The sequence below is a fragment of the Micromonospora sp. DT229 genome (genome assembly GCF_049844505.1).
Classification (GTDB): Bacteria; Actinomycetota; Actinomycetes; order Mycobacteriales; family Micromonosporaceae; genus Micromonospora.
In genome coordinates, this window is record NZ_JBNCLD010000008.1 from 118,011 (window position 1) to 131,628 (window position 13,618).

The 13,618-nt window shown below is 71.2% G+C and carries 10 protein-coding genes; 6 read left to right on the forward strand and 4 right to left on the reverse strand.

Going from position 1 to position 13,618, the window contains the following annotated elements:
* Window positions 1-54: 54 nt before the first annotated feature.
* Both ACLQ2T_RS15060 and ACLQ2T_RS15065 read left to right on the forward strand, forming a co-directional pair.
* Window positions 55-585 carry a DUF5987 family protein gene (locus ACLQ2T_RS15060; protein ID WP_425766975.1) on the forward strand — a complete coding sequence of 177 codons (531 nt, stop codon included), beginning with the start codon at window positions 55-57 and terminating at the stop codon, window positions 583-585.
* Complete coding sequence (locus tag ACLQ2T_RS15065; RefSeq protein ID WP_425766746.1) at window positions 582-2,237, forward strand: FAD-dependent oxidoreductase; 1,656 nt, start codon at window positions 582-584, stop codon at window positions 2,235-2,237. Before ACLQ2T_RS15060 ends, ACLQ2T_RS15065 begins: the two co-directional genes overlap by 4 nt.
* 163 nt (window positions 2,238-2,400) lie before the next feature.
* Here the strand turns inward: ACLQ2T_RS15065 and ACLQ2T_RS15070 are convergent, their stop codons facing one another.
* Both ACLQ2T_RS15070 and ACLQ2T_RS15075 read right to left on the reverse strand, forming a co-directional pair.
* A complete protein-coding gene (locus tag ACLQ2T_RS15070; protein ID WP_425766747.1) occupies window positions 2,401-3,009 on the reverse strand; it encodes a copper resistance CopC family protein in 609 nt (202 codons plus the stop codon).
* A 9-nt stretch (window positions 3,010-3,018) separates the two neighbouring features.
* Window positions 3,019-3,609 (reverse strand): hypothetical protein, encoded by a 591-nt coding sequence (locus ACLQ2T_RS15075; protein WP_425766748.1) that lies wholly within the window; start codon window positions 3,607-3,609, stop codon window positions 3,019-3,021.
* A 319-nt stretch (window positions 3,610-3,928) separates the two neighbouring features.
* On the opposite strand from ACLQ2T_RS15075, the gene ACLQ2T_RS15080 reads away from it, so the two are divergent.
* Together ACLQ2T_RS15080 and ACLQ2T_RS15085 are read left to right on the forward strand one after the other, a co-directional pair.
* Window positions 3,929-5,155: a ricin-type beta-trefoil lectin domain protein gene (locus ACLQ2T_RS15080; RefSeq protein ID WP_425766749.1), complete on the forward strand. Its 1,227-nt coding sequence runs from the start codon at window positions 3,929-3,931 to the stop codon at window positions 5,153-5,155.
* Between the two features lie 229 nt (window positions 5,156-5,384).
* Complete coding sequence (locus ACLQ2T_RS15085; protein ID WP_425766750.1) at window positions 5,385-7,004, forward strand: hypothetical protein; 1,620 nt, start codon at window positions 5,385-5,387, stop codon at window positions 7,002-7,004.
* Here the strand turns inward: ACLQ2T_RS15085 and ACLQ2T_RS15090 are convergent.
* Window positions 6,977-9,160 (reverse strand): hypothetical protein, encoded by a 2,184-nt coding sequence (locus ACLQ2T_RS15090; protein ID WP_425766751.1) that lies wholly within the window; start codon window positions 9,158-9,160, stop codon window positions 6,977-6,979. The two genes, ACLQ2T_RS15085 and ACLQ2T_RS15090, sit on opposite strands and share 28 nt — an antisense overlap.
* Window positions 9,161-9,396: 236 nt before the next feature.
* Here ACLQ2T_RS15090 and ACLQ2T_RS15095 point away from each other — a divergent pair, with 236 nt between their 5' ends.
* The gene (locus ACLQ2T_RS15095) at window positions 9,397-10,908 is read left to right on the forward strand and encodes a S8 family serine peptidase (protein WP_425766752.1); all 1,512 of its coding nucleotides are present in this window, start codon (window positions 9,397-9,399) and stop codon (window positions 10,906-10,908) included.
* Window positions 10,909-10,988: 80 nt separating this feature from the next.
* On the opposite strand, the gene ACLQ2T_RS15100 is transcribed toward ACLQ2T_RS15095, so the two are convergent.
* Window positions 10,989-12,614 (reverse strand): ricin-type beta-trefoil lectin domain protein, encoded by a 1,626-nt coding sequence (locus ACLQ2T_RS15100; protein ID WP_425766753.1) that lies wholly within the window; start codon window positions 12,612-12,614, stop codon window positions 10,989-10,991.
* Window positions 12,615-12,967: 353 nt separating this feature from the next.
* Between ACLQ2T_RS15100 and ACLQ2T_RS15105 the strand changes: the two genes are divergently transcribed.
* The gene (locus tag ACLQ2T_RS15105; RefSeq protein ID WP_425766754.1) at window positions 12,968-13,537 is read left to right on the forward strand and encodes a sigma-70 family RNA polymerase sigma factor; all 570 of its coding nucleotides are present in this window, start codon (window positions 12,968-12,970) and stop codon (window positions 13,535-13,537) included.
* The last annotated feature ends 81 nt before the right edge of the window (window positions 13,538-13,618 follow it).

A 13,618-nucleotide genomic window follows, 5' to 3' on the forward strand; every position in this document is an offset into this window, starting at 1 on the left:
TCCTCAGAGGTGATGCCCATGCCCCCGGCAATGGAAAACAACCAGCGCCGGACAATGGTGCTGGAGGCATACGCCGACACAATTCTGCCGGGCCGGAAACGATGGCCGGGGGATCGGGCCGTGGCCGGTGTCTCGCCCGACGGCGGCGCGGTCGCCGCCGGCGCACTGCTGACCCTGCGCTCCGAGGAGGGCGGCATGGCTCCGGCGCTGGACACCCTGGCCGACAGACTCGACGAGCACGCCCAGGAGTACGCCGCCGAGACCGGCCTCGACCTGGACTCCACGGTCCCGGCGTTCGTCTCGCTCGACTTCCCTGACCGGATCCGGTTGGTGCAGCGCCTGACCGACCCCACCCATCCGGAGCGGGAGGCGTGGACCAGTCTCGCCATGTTCAGCGTCATCGCCTTCGACGCCGCCGCGCACGCGCACACCGAGGAGGCGCTGGTCGCCGGCCACGTGGGACTGAAGATCATCGGCTTCCGTCCGCCCGGCCCCGACGGGCTGTGGCGGTTCGACACCTACAGCTACGGCCGCCAACTGGCCCGGCCGCACCCCGACACCACGCCCTCCGGGAACCCCGCATGACGAGTTCCGAGAGCACCGACGTCCTGGTGATCGGTAGCGGCTTCGGTGGCGCGATCACCGCGTACCACCTGGCCGCAGGCGGCGCGCGAGTGGTCGTGCTGGAGCGCGGGCCGTGGCTGTCCGGCGAGGAGTTCGAGCACGACTTCAAGTTCGGCTCCTCCTCGACGCGGGTCTTCGACTTCGTCATCGGCGACGGGATGAGCGTGCTCAGCGGCAACTGCGTGGGCGGCGGCAGTGTCGTCTACTTCGCCGCGATGCCGCGCGCCCCCCGGTTCGTCTTCGACCGGCAGGGCCGATTCGGTCACCGGATGTGGCCGGCCACGATCTCTCGGGACACCTTGGAACCCTGGTACGACCGGGTGGCCGAGGCCCTGCCGGTCACCCAGACCGGCTGGGACACCGTGCCGTTCTCCGGTGGCCTGTTCGGCGCGGCCTGTGACCACGCCGGACGGACCGCCAACCCGGTGCCGGTGGCGTTGGACCAGGCCAAGTGCACCAACTGCAACTGGATGATGGCCGGCTGCCGGTTCGACGCCAAGCGCTCGCTGCTGCTCAACTACCTGCCCGCCGCACTGGCCCACGGCGCCCAGATCCGTCCGTTGCACGAGGTGCAGCACCTCTCCCGTACCGACGACGGTGGCTATCGGGTGCACTACACCGTCCTGGACGAGGTCGACTACCGGGTCGAGGTGGGCAGCGGCACCATCGACGCGAAGATCGTGGTGATCGCCGCCGGGGCCGGTGCCACCCCGGTGATTCTCAAGCGTTCCGAGCCGACCCTCGGCGCCATGCCGCACGCCGTCGGTCGGTACTTCTCCGGCAACGGTGAGCGACTCAACACCGCCATCTTCGATGAGGAACGCATCCGCGAGGTGCTCGGCCTCAGCCGGCCCGACGGGGTGCCCTACGAGGCCTACCAGATCGGCAAGGGCCCCTGCGTGGCCAACTGGGACCGGCTGGACGGGTCCCTGCCGGAGTACGAGCGGTTCTCGCTGGAGCAGTTGTACTTCCCACCCGGCTTCGGCACCATCCTGGCCCAGGTGCCCGACGCGGTCGGACCGACCTGGTTCGGCGCGGAGAAGAAGGAGCTGCTGCGCACCTGGCAGTCCTGGTTGACGGTGTTCACGATGAGTGAGGACGACAACGAGGGTGAGTTCGGCGCTCTTCCGCCCAGCGGCAACGCCGTGCGGCTGTCCCAGCAGATGCTGGCCCGTGGATCGCTGCGTTACGAGCCCACCGAGAACACCCTGCGGGGCTGGGCGCTGTCCGACGCGGAGGTACGCGACATCCTGGAACGCGACGGGCTGTCCCGGGTGATGCCGTGGACCAACGACGTGGTCGGGGCGTACACGGTGCATCCGCTGGCCTCCTGCCGCATCGGTGACAACCCGGAGACCTCCGCCCTGGACGACCGGCACGAACTGCGCGACCATCCCGGCATCTTCGTCACCGACGGCTCCGCCGTACCGGCCGGCCTGACCGTGAACCCGGCGATGACCATCGCCGCGCTGGCCGAACGGGCGGTGCCCGGCATCGTCGCGGCGGCGCGGGAACGCGGGGTCCAGGTCCGCTACGGGGCTCCCGCCCCGGACGGGGCCACCAGCAGCCGTGACGCCGTGCTGCCGCTGGTAGGCGGCACCGTGCGACGGTGAGTGGCCTGTACGCCAGGGTGGACCGGGTCACCCGGGTGGCCGTGGCGGTCGCCGTCTCGGCGGTCAACTCCGGTCCGTGCCGCGTGGAGGTGCACGGGGCCGCGATGTGCGCGACGGGCAGGCGAGGGGGCGGGCAGCCGGCCATCCTGCCCGGGGCAGTCGGTCAGTGGTGGGCGGGCTCGTCAGGTGACCGGTCGGCCTGACCGGAGACGGTCGGCGGCCCTCGGTGACGGGCGGGGCGCCGCAACAGCAGGGCCAGCACGACCAGCAGCACCAGACCGTCGAGGACCAGCAGTGTCGCGCCCACCGGGTCGATGCCGTGGGCGTGGTCGGCTTCGTCCAGGATCGGATCGGGGACCTCCGTGAGGCCCTGCGGGGGTACGCCGGTGCCGACACTGAACCGCAGGATGCCGGTGGCGTCCTGCCCGTTGGTGAAGGTGATGTGGTAGGCGATGCTGTAGTCGCCCGTACCGGTGAGTTGGATCGGCTGGCGCAGCCCGGTCTTCCCGTCGGTGCGTACCCGACCGTCGTTGACCGGGTTGCCGGCGCGATCCCGCACGGTGACATGGGACAGCACCGCGTCGGCGCCGATCGAGAGCCGTAGGGTGACCGCCTCCGGTGCGCTACTCAGTGCGGCACCGTCGCCCGGGTCCACCGTGAGGACCCGGGCGGGGGTGCCGTCGGACTGCCGGGCGACCGCGGCGATGGTGAGGGCGACCCCCACGGAGGCGAGGGCGGTGACGATGGCCAACGTTCGGCGCCCGGCAGACATGACGACCGATCAGCTACCGGAGTTGGCGGCGGCCAGCCGTTCGCGGCCTTCGATGGTGCAGTTGCACCGCTGCAACTGCGCCTCCTGGGCGTTGGGGCGCAGGTGCAGGTACATCGCCACCAGCATCGGCAGGAAGACGACCGAGTTGTAGAACAGGTGCAGTTCGACTCGGGGGATCAGCAGCTGAGCGAAGCTGGTCGCCACGGTCGTGCCGGGCAGCAGGAAGCCGACCTGCACCTGCAACAGCAGGAACAGGTGCTCGATGTGGTGCCAGAACTGGATCGCCAGTGCAATCGTCCACCAGGTGCGGGCCCGGCCGACGAAACCGGGACGCAGGGCGAACAGACCGATCAGCATGACGATCGCGTACGCGTAGTGCATCCACTCGGAGCTGACCAGCCACGGGAAGGGCATCCCCAGGACCCCGCGGGCCTGTGGCCGCGCCCAGCCCAACACCCAGATCTGGTACGCCTGAACCAGGTGCTCGGCCCAGTGGGCCAGCACGATCACCATGTACAGACCCAGAACCGCGCGGTGCTGGGCTTCGTTGATCGTACTGATCACCCCACGCCGAGCGGCATGCTCCTTGGCCACTGTCATGTGGACTCCATCCAGAGGACTGGGTAATTTAGCGAACACGCTAGGTGGTGGGAGTCTGGTGCGCTTATTCCGGATTGCGCACTTGTCGATCATCAGCGCTGTGGCCCTAGGTTGCCTGCTCAGGCGGTGAAGCCGCCGTCCGAGGCGACCACGGCACCGCCTCCGCGCTGCCGAACCGGCAGACCAGCGGACAGCTTCCGGTCGAGGTTCGTCCACCGGGGACAGATGCGATTGAACCGGCGGACGCCGCGCCCCGTCATGCGGGCGCACGCATTCGGAGGACCTGGTGGGTCCGTCGGTTCAGCCAACGGAGGGCAGCATGACGGTGAGTACGGGTGTCTTGGCGGGCCGCAAGGCCCGGCTGGGTGGGAAGGTGGCCTTGCTGACCATCCTGGTGCTCGCCCTCGGCCTGGTCGTGGTCCTGTCGAGCAGGTCGGAGGCGGTCATCCGGGAGCGGGTGACCTTCGTCAACGCCACCGGCGAGACGTTGTGGATAGGTGCCGGTGAGAGTGGCGACGGTTCACGACCCATCCTCGACCTGCCCGTCCTGCGGCCCGGGGAGTCCGGGACCATCGTCATTCCCGACGACGGTGATCCCGGTCATTGGCGCGGCCGGTTCTTCGCTCGGCAACGGTGCAGCGGGGAACCCGGCAGCACCTTCTCCTGTCTCGTCGGTGACTGCGGGGTCTATCCGGATCGCTGCGAGCGGGGTGCGCAACCGGTGAGCCTGGCCGAGTTCAACTTCGACCAGAACGAACCGATCGCCCCCTGGTACAACGTCAGCTACGTCGACGCCCTTTCGTTGACGATCACCATCGAGGCGCCCGGTGGGCCGCCCGTCCCGGTGGCGGGAACCTGCATCAGGTGGGACTGCTCCGGTGGGCAGCTGCTGGCCGCCTGCCCGGAGGCACATGCCGTGATCGATCCCCGCCGGGGAGACCGGATCAACTGCGTCAACCCCGAACGGGACGCGGAGAGTGCCTACACCGCGGCGCTGCGCCCTTTCGGCCCCCGGGCCTACCTGTGGTCCACCCACGATCGGGTACCGGGTAACGAGACCGTCCTCGGTTGCCCCGGATGCGCCGACTTCGTGGTCACCTTCCGCAACGGCGGAACCCCCGTACCGCAGCGGGTCGAGCAGCCCGCCGTCTCGGACACCGCCAGCTTCGCCCTGCGAGGGTACGAGGGCAAGTGCATCGACGTGCCCGCAGGTGTCTCCGCCGACGGAGTGCAGTTGCAGCTCTGGAGGTGCAACGGCACCCCGGCGCAGTCCTTCGCCAAGGGCCCCAACGGATCGCTGATGCTGCTCGACAAGTGCATGGATGTCGCCTGGGGGTCCCGAGACAACGGCGCCAAGGTGCAACTGGCGCACTGCAACGGCGGCCCGGCGCAGGTCTGGGTGGTCGAGGACGGCCTGGTGCGCAACCCCCACTCGGGCAAGTGCGTGGACGTCCGCGACCGGAACTCGGCCGACGGCGCGGCCCTCCAGATCTGGCGGTGCGCTCCTGGGCAGGCCAACCAGACCTGGCAGCCGGTGGGCCGCTGAACCCGATCGGTCCAAGGGTCGGCCGGCCTCCTGCGCCCCGTGCAGGACGATGCCGGTGACTGATAGGAAGTCCCACGGTGCGGCGCCGCTGACCTGACGGGCACCCACCCTCCGCCGCACCCGGAACGGTGCCGCACCGCGCGAGGAAAACGGAAGGACAGCAATGCAGTCAGCTGGTCGGGGCAGGGCGTCGAGGTCGGCCGCGCAGACATCCGCGGGGTCGCACCGGATGCGCCGCTGGCGGGCGAGTCACTGGTGGACCCTGTCGCTGCTGCTGACGGTCCTGATCGTCCCACTCGCCGGGGGGACCCCGGTGACCGCCGCGCCTCCCGACGAGACCGGCAAGTACTACGTCGTGGGGCCGCCGGTCAACGGCCAGCGTGACTATCTGTACAACATCGCGCTGCGTACCCTCGGCAACGGCAACCGGTTCCGGGAAATCATCGAGCTGAACCGGGGCCGGGAACAGCCCGACGGTGCCACCTTCACCGACGGGGTCGAACTCGCGCCCGGCTGGGTTCTCGTACTGCCGAAGGACGCGGACGGGCCGGGGGTGCGGACCGGCCGCCTGCCGACGATCCGCCCCCCGACCCCCTCGGCCCCGCCCAGCCCGGCGACCCCGTCGCCGCCGGCGGCCTCGCCCTCGCCGACCCCTGCACCACCCTCCCCGAGCGGCTCCCCGTCGCCCCCCGGCCGGTCGGCTCCCGCCGAGGCTCCACCGGCTCCGGCCGACACCGGGCCCCCGGCGCAGGCCGCACCGTCCCGACTGGACAGGGTCACCCCCGACCTGGTGCGGGTCGGGGCGGGCGCCCTGGCCCTGGGGCTGGCCGTCGTCGCGCTCCTGGTGCTGCCCCGACGGGTGTACCGGATGCGTGGGGTGACCCTCGATGACGGGCCGTGGCCCCCGCAGCGGCACCACACCCCCACCCCTGCCGAACTCGCCGCCAGCGCCGGTGCCAGCGCGAGCGCCGGCCCGTCCGACCTGGCCGTCCCGCCGGCGCCGTCGGCCCCGGACAGCGGGGCGCCGCAGCCGGAACCCGGTCCACTGGTTGCCGGGATGCCGCTGCCGGCTCCGCCCACCGTTCGTACCCCCGAGACCCCGCCGCCCTCCACTCAGGAGCCGGCGCCGTCGGTGCCGCCGCCAGGGGTCGCTGCGGTCCCACCCGCAGCGGCGCCTGCGCCTCCACCTTGGCCAGTGCTGCCAACGGCCCCACCTACGGCGGTGTCCGCCGTTTCAGCTGCGACCGGGCCCGGCGCGGCGGCAGCACGATCGGGGAGTGGCCAGGAGGAGGGTGGGCCACCCCGGCCGGAGTTGCCGGCCGACGGCGAGGTGCCGTACGTCCGGACCGAACTCGGCACCGACCACGGCCCGATCCTGGTGCGGCTGGTCGGTGTCACGACCGGACCGGCAACTCCCGCCTACGCCTGGCTGGCCGAGCAGGAACCGGCACCGGCCGCCGCCGTACCGCTGGTGCTGGGACGGGTCGGGCCCTGGCGGCTGCAAATCGACCTGGGTCGGGCCCCGGACGTGTTCACCCTGGTCGGGGCCGTGCAGGAGTGTCGCCGGTTGGCGGCGGCGTACGCCCGTCAGTTGCTGGCGGCGGGGGTGGTCGTGGCCGTCGTCGGTGACGCCCTCGACACCGACCTGGTCGACGGCTGCCGCCGCCTGGCGGCCTGGCCGCAGTCACCCGAGCTGGGACCCGCGCCGTACGTCGTCATCACCGCGGACGCCGCCGCGGGGATGCGTGGACTGGCCGACGGGTCCGCCGGGCGCTGCATTCCGCTGGTGATCGGTCCGGTCCCGTACGGCCGGTGGTCGGCTCAGCTCGGCGGTGGGGACGCAAGCTGAGGCAGGATGGTCGGCAGCGGCCCCTGCTCCAGGCGGGGTACCCGCTGCCAGGCATCGGACTCGGCGCGGAACACCCGGCGTACCCGCACCCGGGAGTAGGAGCGGCTGGGCAGGATCAGCTCCACCTGTGCGGCGCGCAGGGCCTCGGCCCGACTGCGGACCCGGTCCAGCGGGGCCAGCAGGTCGGCCGTGGCCGTCACGTCGATCGCGCGATCTCTGGGCACCCGCAGTTCCACCAGCAGCCGTCCGGCCCGTACCGCCGGCTGGTCACGGTGCAGCCGCAACCAGTGACGTGGCAGGCGTACGCGCTCGGCGGGCAGCAGAGCGTACGCCCGACGGGTGCCGAAGGTCGGCCAGCGTCGCACCTCGTGGGGCAGACCGGCGATCAACCGCGCGGGCCAGGCGCAGCGGATCGACACCGCCTCGCCGGCACACTCCCCGGCCGGGGTCAGTTCCCCGGTGTGCTCCACCGCGAAGGTGTCCACCGCGAAGACCCGGTTCAGCCGGGCCGCCGGCAGCAGGTACGCCTCACGTAGACCCCGCAGGTGTTGCAGGCGTGCGGGCAGCCGAGCGTGCAGGGCGGTCATCGGGATGGCCGCACCCGGATCAACCCGCACCCGCAACAGTCGGCGACCCTCCGGCACCGACCGGGGATCGAGGAAGGCCAGCAGGAACAGTTCGGCACCGGGCAGGCCCTCGCCCACCGCCCGGGCCTGCACCGGCGAGGCCACGAACGCCTCGAACGGCTCGGCGTTGACCTGCTGCCCCGGGGACAGCCACCCCAGGCCGTACCCCGGCGCACGACGGTCCTCGCCGGTCAGGGCGGGACGGGGCAGCGGAGTCGTCGGAACGGCGTCCGTCCCCGGCGCCACCTCCCCGACCCGAACCGGCTCGGCCTGTTCCTCGGCCACTCCCGCAACCGGCTCGGTCGGCTTGTCGGCCTGGTCCGTGACCGGCTCGGTCGGTTCGTCGGCCTGGTCCGTATCCGGCTCGGCTTGCCCCTCTGCCTGGTCCGCAGACACCTCGACCTGGTCCGTAACCGACTCAGCCTGCTCCGCTGGCTGGTCGGCGGTGAGGGCGGGTGCCGGCTCGGCTGGGGGCGGTACATCGGCGTGGGGCGCCGATGACTGGGTGCTCTCCTGCGGCTCGCCCTCGGGCGAGGCCGCCGCAGGTGCGGTCAGGGTGAGGGAGTCCGACATCGGCACCAGCAGGCCGGTCGGGGTGGTCCGCAGCGCCGGTGGACCGGCGGCGAACGGCGGCCGGTACGCGTACCACTCGGTCGGGCGGCCCGCGTGGTCGAGTGCGCGCAGGTCCTGCCGGTCGTCGACGAGTTCCGCGCTACCGCCGGGCGGCGGGGTCCAGACCGTGGCACCGGTGGTCTCGGCCAACTCCCGGGCGTGGGTGCCGAGACTGCGTTGCTCCTCCGGATCGGACGGCCAGGTCAGCCAGAGGCGCAGATCGCTGCCGTAGAGCGGCAGGTCGCCGAGCAGGGCGGCGAGCTGGTCGCCACGGTAGACCCGCTGGGTGCCGCCGTAGTCGCCGATCAGGAAGCCGCCGGGCCGGGCGGTGACCGCGACGGTCACCAGTCCCTTCGTGGCCGTGCCCAGCCGGTGCGCGGTGGCCCGCCGGGTGACGAAATCGGCCCGGGTGGCGAGGATTAGACCCCCACGCAGGGGCAGGCTCACCACCCCCTGACGGGGACGGACCAGACCACGCTCGACGGTGAACCAACCGGGCAAGGGGGTGGCCAGATCGGGCGGCTGGATCACCAGCCAGTCCCGGGCTCGGCGGGCCTCGCGGTCGACCGGCACCGCGTGCAGCGGCCCGCCGGACCCCCCGTGCTGGCGGATCTCCGCGCCCTCGGGACTGACCAGCACGTCATGGGCGAGCAGCCCGGCCACCTCGCTGAACAGTTCGGCGTGCCGGGCACCGTCGTCGGTCAGGATCCGTACGTCGTCGGCGGCCTCACCGGAGCGTCGCACCAGTTCGGTGATGGCCCGTGGGGTCAGGGGCCGGTCGGGTCTGGTCGGCAGTACCAGCCCACCACGCGTGCCGGAGGTCAACCAGAGATCGAACAGTCCGGGGATCCGCCGGTGTCGGCGGGGGTCGAAACGGTGGGCGGTCAGCGGCTTGTCGTCGTTCGCGTCGATCGTCATGGTCGTGGCGTACATCTGCTTTCACCAACGTCCGCAGGTTTGCGCGTGCAGGTGACGGCCGGCGAACCACCACATCATCTGGTCTCGTGGCCCTTGCGTCATCATGACGATGGTCACTGGTCGCCGGTTCAGCCGAGTTTGACGTTTTTCTCGACCCGATTGAACGGATACGGTCCAGATCCGCTGTAGAGGGTGTCGCCCGGGATTTCGGCCGGGCTCCCGAAGGAGGAACATCAGTGCTGGCGAAGCGCCTCAACGTAGGACGCCTGCTCGCGGGAGTGGCGGCTGTCTGCTGCATGGTCGTGGCGATGGCCGGTACGGCGACGGCCCGCAAAGCCCCCCTGGACCCGCAGGCGTACGTCAAGTACTACGTCGTCACGGCGACGTACCAGGGTCAACCGGAGAACCTCACCGAGATCGCCACCCGGTTTCTCGGCAGCGGTGAGCGGTCTGCGGAGATCTACAACCTCAACGCCGGTCGGGTGCAACCCGACGGGGCCAGCCTGACCGACCCGACCCGGCTCAACCGCGGCTGGTATCTGGTGTTGCCGTGGGACGCGGTCGGCGAAGGGGTGAAGTACGGGCAGATCCCCGCCGGCCCCGGGAAGCCCACGACCTCACCCGGGCCCTCCCGCAGTCCCAGACCCGCCACCAGCCCGACCTCCGGCACCAGCCCCAGCCCTTCGGGCAGCCCCGGCCAGAGCCCATCGCCCAGCGGCACCTCCGGCACCGCCGGCTGCACCCCGGTCGCCGGATCCAGCAGCCGTTCCGACTGGGCCCAGTTGCGGTTGGCCATCGACGGGGCGTGGGACCTCAGCCGAGGCAACGGGGTCATGGTGGCCGTCGTCGACTCGGGGGTGGACGGTCGTCTGGAAGAGCTCAGCGGACGGGTGACGGTCGGTGCGGACGTCACCGTGGGCAACGGCCGCGGCGACAGCGACTGCCTGGGCACCGGTACCGCGATGGCGAGCATCATCGCGGCGAACACCGCCGTCCAGCAGACCCCGGTCGGCCTCGCCCCCGACGCCACCGTCCTGCCGATCCGGATGATCGGCAAGTCGGGCAACGCCCGGCCCACGGACGCGGCGAACGCCATCGAGGTGGCGGTGAGCGCGGGCGCCTCCGTGGTCGCCCTCGGCTCGCATGTGGACCTCTCCGCCCCGGCGGTCGTCGCCTCCCTGACCACCGCCCTGAACCACGACGTGGTCGTGGTGGCGGGTGCCCCGACCAAGCCGGTCACCCTGCCCGCGCCCGCCGAGCCCGAGGCCACCGGCGCTCTGCTGCTGGTCGGCGGGGTCGGGGCCGACAACAAGCTGGTCGAGGACTACCAGCCGGAGACGGTGGAGGTGGTGGCGCCCGGGGCGGACGTGACCGGTATCGGACCCGGAAAGACCGGCCCGTTGAGCTACAGCGGCACCCGCTTCGCGGTGGCCTTCGTGGCCGGGCAGGCGGCGCTCGTGCGGGCCGCCTATCCGGAGCTGAACGCCACCCAGGTCGAGCAGCGGATCCGGGACACCGCCGATGGGCTGGGCGAGCAGACCCCGGACAGCAGGTACGGCACCGGAATGATCAATCCGGGGGTGTCGCTGGCCCGGACCCTGGACGGTGAACAGCCGACCGGAGCCGCGAGCACCGGCGACGGCGGCAACGGGGGAGGCATGGCCACCTTCGTCCTGATCGGGGTGGCGCTGCTCGGTGGTGGTGCCTTCCTGGCGCTGGGTCTGCACCGGCGGCGGGCCTACAGCTGAACCGCCACACCCGAGCGGACATGGAAACGGGGTACGGACCGCGGTCCGTACCCCGTTTTCCGGTCGACTCGGTGTGCTGATTACCGCAGCTTCCAGGTCTGCTCGGCGCTACCTAGGTAGAACCACAGTTCCAGCGGCTTGTTCTTGGCCACCATCTCCACGTCGACGGACTTGCCGTTGAGGGCGCTGATGATGCCGCCCTTGTCGTTGATCCGCCAGGACTGCGCCGGATTGCCGCTGCAGATGGCCACCTGGATGGCGGTGCCGTCCTGGGAGGCACCCCAGGCGATGTCCATGCACAGCCCTTGGGAGCGGATGGTGCCGTCGTTGCGGACCACCCACCACTGCGCCGGTTCCTCCTTGCAACCGCGAAGTTCGAGTCGGGTGCCGTCGCCGGTGCTGCCGGAGCTGACACACAGCCCGGTACGCGGATGGAAGATCTGCTTGGCCCCGGAGGGCCGCTTGGGCTTGGGTTCGGTCGTCGGCTTGGTCTCGACCGGGTTCGGTTCCGACGGTGCGGTGGTACCCGACTTCGGGGACGCCGACGGCGAGGTGGCCGGCGGACTCTCCTGCGGATCCTCTGCCGGCGGCTCGGGAGTCTCCTCCGACGGGGGTGTCGTGGTCGGCTCGTCGGCCGGTGCGGATCGGGCCAGTCGGGTGTCCAGCACGTAGAGGTCCGTTAGCGCCTTCACCGCCCGTAGGAAGGTCTCGGTCGGCTGGTCGGAACTGCCCCCGCTCTGCCGTACGGCGGTGGGACCGTTGCGGTAGGCGGCCAGGGCCAGCAGGTAGGGGTCACCGTCCAGCTTGGACAGCTCGTCGATCAGGGCACACATCGCGTCCCCCACGGCCGGGATCGCGGTCTGCGGATCCCAGGCCGAACCCTGACCGGGACCGTAGCTGCGCCACACCTCGGGCAGGAACTGGGCGATGCCCCGCTGCCCGGCGGGACCGAGCCGGTGTGGGTCGAAGTCGGACAAGGCCATCACCTGGGCGGCCACCATGGCCGGGGTGATCTGCTCGCAGACCGATCCGGCGGTGACCACGAGCGGGACGTACGGTGTGGGCACACCCTTGGTGTTGCCCGCCGGTGGGGCGGTCGAGGCCGGCAACCCGGGCCCACCGAACTGCTTGAGCTGGCCGTAGTACCCGGCGTAGCCGCTGGCCAGATCGACGTACTCGACGGCCTCGGCGGGGACCCCCTTGGCCTGGGCGACCGGGGGCAGGCCGGTGTGGAAGGCGGCGACCGCCGTACGCCACTGGTCACCGGTGATGCCGACCAGCCGCAACTGGCCACTGAAGTCGCACATCTGATGGGCCAGGGCGAGCACGTTGGCGGCGATGTCGGACCGGGGGGCGTCCGGCCACGGCTTCCACGCCTTCCAGTCCTCGTCGTCCAGGCCGGCGATTCCCCGACCGCCGGAGGCGGTCTTGCGGGCCCGGTTGTCCAGCCCCGACTCGGCCATCAACTGCCCCGCCAGCCGGGCCGGGGTGAGCATCGGGCACGAGCGGGCCGCGGCGACGATGGCGGTCAACTGCTTGTCGGTGACCTTCGCGCCGATCACTGTGTCGTCGCGGGCCGAGGCGACACCCCAGTTGATGGTGGCGATGACGGCGGCGAGCACCGCCAGCGCGGCCAGCAGGGCGGCGAGCACCTTGCGAGACGTGCGGCCGAAGCTGATCTTCTTGCGTACGAGGTCGGTAGTCACGGGCCATCCCTTTCGGTGTGGCGACACCTGTCGTGACGGATCGCCACCGTCTGGCGTTCAAAGCCAACCGGGATTCTTTCAACCGATGTCGCACGGATCTGAACCGGAGGTCACCCCCATCCGTCTATCGGACGGTGCCGCCTCCGTACCGAACCGTCCGAAGTGGAGCAGATAAGGGTGCTGACCAGGATCGATTCAACCGTGTTCACCCCGGTCGATGCCGTCGCCGGCCGCCGGGCGACCTCAGCGACGTCACCCCGCAGACGTACGACTATGCTCGCTGTCAGGGCCGCGAGGGCGAGCATCGTCCGTCCGGCCGGCAGGATGCCATCCGTCCGTCAGGGAGGCGGTCTGTGTCGGCGGTGCCCAACGAGTCGATCGCGCCATCCGTCACAGACGGTGCCCTCGGCGATCCGTCCGCGGCCGAGCCCCTGCTCAGGCAGATCGTCGAGGAGTACCGTCGACCTCTGCACCGCTTCCTCACCCGCCTGCTGCTCGGGCAGCAGGAACTCGCCGAGGATCTGGTACAGGAGACCTTCCTGCGGGCCTGGCGTAACGCGGATCGACTCGCCGCCGACCCCTCGAAGATCGCGCCGTGGCTGTACACGGTGGCCCGGCATGTCGCGATCGACGCCATGCGGGCGCGGCAGGCCCGACCCCCCGAGGTCAGCCTGCCGGACCTGAACCGGGTCCCCACCACGGACGACGAGATGGAACGGGTGGTGAGTGTGCACGCGGTGCGGCTCGCCCTCGGAAAGATCAGCCCGGAGCATCGAGCGGTGCTGATCGAAATGTACTACCGAGGCGCCTCGGTGGCCGAGGCGGCGGTGCGGCTGGGGATACCCGAAGGTACGGTAAAATCCAGAGCCTATTACGCGGTACGCGCACTGCACGCCGCGATCGGCTCGACCGAGTCGTCCTGATCCCGAGGTCGCCCGGGCCCAGACAGACACACCGCGTGGTGCCGACCCGTTGAGGAGAGGGCTGGATGCGCGTAGGCGGGG

Excerpts from the sequence above, each read along its gene's own strand:
- ACLQ2T_RS15080 (WP_425766749.1), top strand. The coding sequence starts at position 3,929 with ATGACGGTGAGTACGGGTGTCTTGGCGGGCCGCAAGGCCCGGCTGGGT.
- ACLQ2T_RS15070 (WP_425766747.1), bottom strand. The coding sequence starts at position 3,009 with ATGTCTGCCGGGCGCCGAACGTTGGCCATCGTCACCGCCCTCGCCTCC.
- ACLQ2T_RS15060 (WP_425766975.1), top strand. The coding sequence starts at position 55 with ATGGTGCTGGAGGCATACGCCGACACAATTCTGCCGGGCCGGAAACGA.
- ACLQ2T_RS15090 (WP_425766751.1), bottom strand. The coding sequence starts at position 9,160 with ATGACGATCGACGCGAACGACGACAAGCCGCTGACCGCCCACCGTTTC.
- ACLQ2T_RS15085 (WP_425766750.1), top strand. The coding sequence starts at position 5,385 with ATGCGCCGCTGGCGGGCGAGTCACTGGTGGACCCTGTCGCTGCTGCTG.
- ACLQ2T_RS15065 (WP_425766746.1), top strand. The coding sequence starts at position 582 with ATGACGAGTTCCGAGAGCACCGACGTCCTGGTGATCGGTAGCGGCTTC.
- ACLQ2T_RS15075 (WP_425766748.1), bottom strand. The coding sequence starts at position 3,609 with ATGACAGTGGCCAAGGAGCATGCCGCTCGGCGTGGGGTGATCAGTACG.